The following is a 1,971-nucleotide window of genomic DNA, read 5'->3' as shown; positions in this document are numbered from 1 at the left end:
CAGAAACGTTCGCTAATTTAAAGATGGAAGTTTTTGCTAAAGCATCAAATATCACCAATAACATTAAAAGCTTCCCTTTCACGTAGTCAAGCAACTACCAAACTTCTGACATGATCCGTTACAAAGATGATTTTTCTAGCAAATAATACACATCTCAATAAAGTGTCGTAACTTCAAGGTTTCTAACAATCAAAATAAAAAGCGATTGCCGCTCAATAAGTAACAATCGCCACACAAAAATACTCCTTATTTTCAGGATAACGGATATGAAAGTCATTGTTACATTAGTTGAAAAAATCACATCAGAAGCTCACATTAATATTCCCAATGGGTTATCAAAAGCAGCAATTAAACAGCATATAACAGACCGCTATAACAGTGGAGAAATGCAAGTAGATTTGAATATTTACCAAGTAGATTTTGAATCTATTAGCGCCGAGATTGTGAAACAAACAGGAGAGTATTTATGACCGTTGCACAACTGCTGACATCACAATCATACTCTCCTAAATCTACAGGAGAAACTGTTGGTAGGCATCCATTGAACTTTTACGAGTCTCCATCTTGGTTCACAACTGAACTACTGCGCCATGTTCCCTTATCTGGTGTGATTGGTGAGCCTTGCGTGGGGCATGGAGCGATCGCATCTTTACTCCAAGCTTGGCCATACACCAAGCAAATGTGGACGAACGATATTGATCCACATAAAGCAGCTGATTACCAAATGGACGCAACGCTATCCGAGTCATGGGCTAAGTTTCCCGATTCTGACTGGATCTGCACCAATCCACCATACTCGGAATTTGCTGCACCAATTATCAAAAATGCCTACCAAAAAGCGCGTATCCGTGTAGCCGCATTCCTCCTGACCAGCTTTCTCGAACCCTGTGATGATCGGGCGGATTTCTTACAGCAGCACCCGCCGTCACTTGTATTGATTCTGCCGCGCTTCTGCTTTCGGAAAGACAAACGGGGTACTCGTTGGGCTACTGATAACGTTACCATCTCGTGCTTTGTATGGGACAAACGCGCAACAGGGCAGCAAATTATTATTCGACCCAAGTCTCAAATCCTGGGTTTTTACAAGAACCCTGAACAGGCTATTTCACAAGAACAGGCAGAAAAAATCGTTTTGGCGATCGCTAAAGGAGAATTATGCAACAACTAACTTTATTTCCCGAATCTGCTCCTACTTTACCAGTCAACTATTATCCAGAATTTCTGAACAAGGAAGAAGCCGACGAACTCTATCAACATTGCCAAGAACTGCAATGGAAACAAAATCAAATCAGAATGCTGGGTAAAACAATGCCTGTGCCTCGCCTAGAGTGCATTTATGGGGATGAGGGTTGTGATTACCTTTACTCCAAGAGCGTACTACTTAAACCACTGCCTTGGACTTCAGCGCTAGCCCAACTGCGAGATAGGATTACTGCTGCTACTGGCTACAGCTTCCGCATTGTCATCGGCAACCAGTATCGCAGTGGTATCGATTCAATCGGCTGGCACAACGACAGTGAAGCTTCGATGGGGTTAAATCCAGCCATCGCATCCATCAGTTTAGGTTCGGTGAGGAAATTCCAAATCAAGCCCATTGGGGGAAAGCCGACTGACTTTTGGCTGGAGCATGGGAGTCTGCTGGTGATGCTTCCAGGCTGTCAGAGTACTCATCTGCATCAAGTTCCTAAGACGAACAAAGTGGTTGGCACTCGGATTAATCTCACATTTCGACCACACGTAGGGGGCAGGAGATGAGCAAATTCATAAATTGTATGAACAATGCCAGTATCAACGCTTAATTGGTGAATGGTTTTCTTTTTCTGATACGGATGTTGAACAACTAAGTTTAGGCATGAAACGGAGGTTTAAAGTATGAATACAACAAGTGATCGCAAAGAGTTTTTACCCGTTGTTCCATCTTACTTTGATGAGTACGGGCTGGAGCCAATGGAATATCGTTTATATTCCCAC

General features: G+C 42.9%; 3 protein-coding genes. All 3 read left to right on the top strand.

What is annotated here, in order from left to right:
* Positions 1 to 266: 266 nt before the first annotated feature.
* From H6G26_RS41355 to H6G26_RS41345, 3 genes are read left to right on the top strand one after another with little or no spacing between them, the layout of a single operon-like run.
* On the top strand, positions 267 to 470 hold the full coding sequence (locus H6G26_RS41355) for a hypothetical protein (protein ID WP_190737896.1): 204 nt from the start codon (positions 267 to 269) through the stop codon (positions 468 to 470).
* Positions 467 to 1,168, top strand: coding sequence for a hypothetical protein (locus tag H6G26_RS41350; protein ID WP_190737894.1), 702 nt, complete (start codon positions 467 to 469; stop codon positions 1,166 to 1,168). The genes H6G26_RS41355 and H6G26_RS41350 overlap by 4 nt, the downstream gene beginning before the upstream one ends.
* The gene (locus H6G26_RS41345; protein ID WP_190737892.1) at positions 1,156 to 1,755 is read left to right on the top strand and encodes an alpha-ketoglutarate-dependent dioxygenase AlkB; all 600 of its coding nucleotides are present in this window, start codon (positions 1,156 to 1,158) and stop codon (positions 1,753 to 1,755) included. The genes H6G26_RS41350 and H6G26_RS41345 overlap by 13 nt, the downstream gene beginning before the upstream one ends.
* The last annotated feature ends 216 nt before the right edge of the window (positions 1,756 to 1,971 follow it).

Origin of the sequence: Nostoc sp. FACHB-888, assembly GCF_014696655.1 — a bacterium.
Lineage (GTDB): Bacteria > Cyanobacteriota > Cyanobacteriia > Cyanobacteriales > Nostocaceae > Nostoc.
The sequence above is the reverse complement of the archived record's forward strand: the minus strand, read 5'-3'. Positions and strand labels throughout refer to the sequence as shown.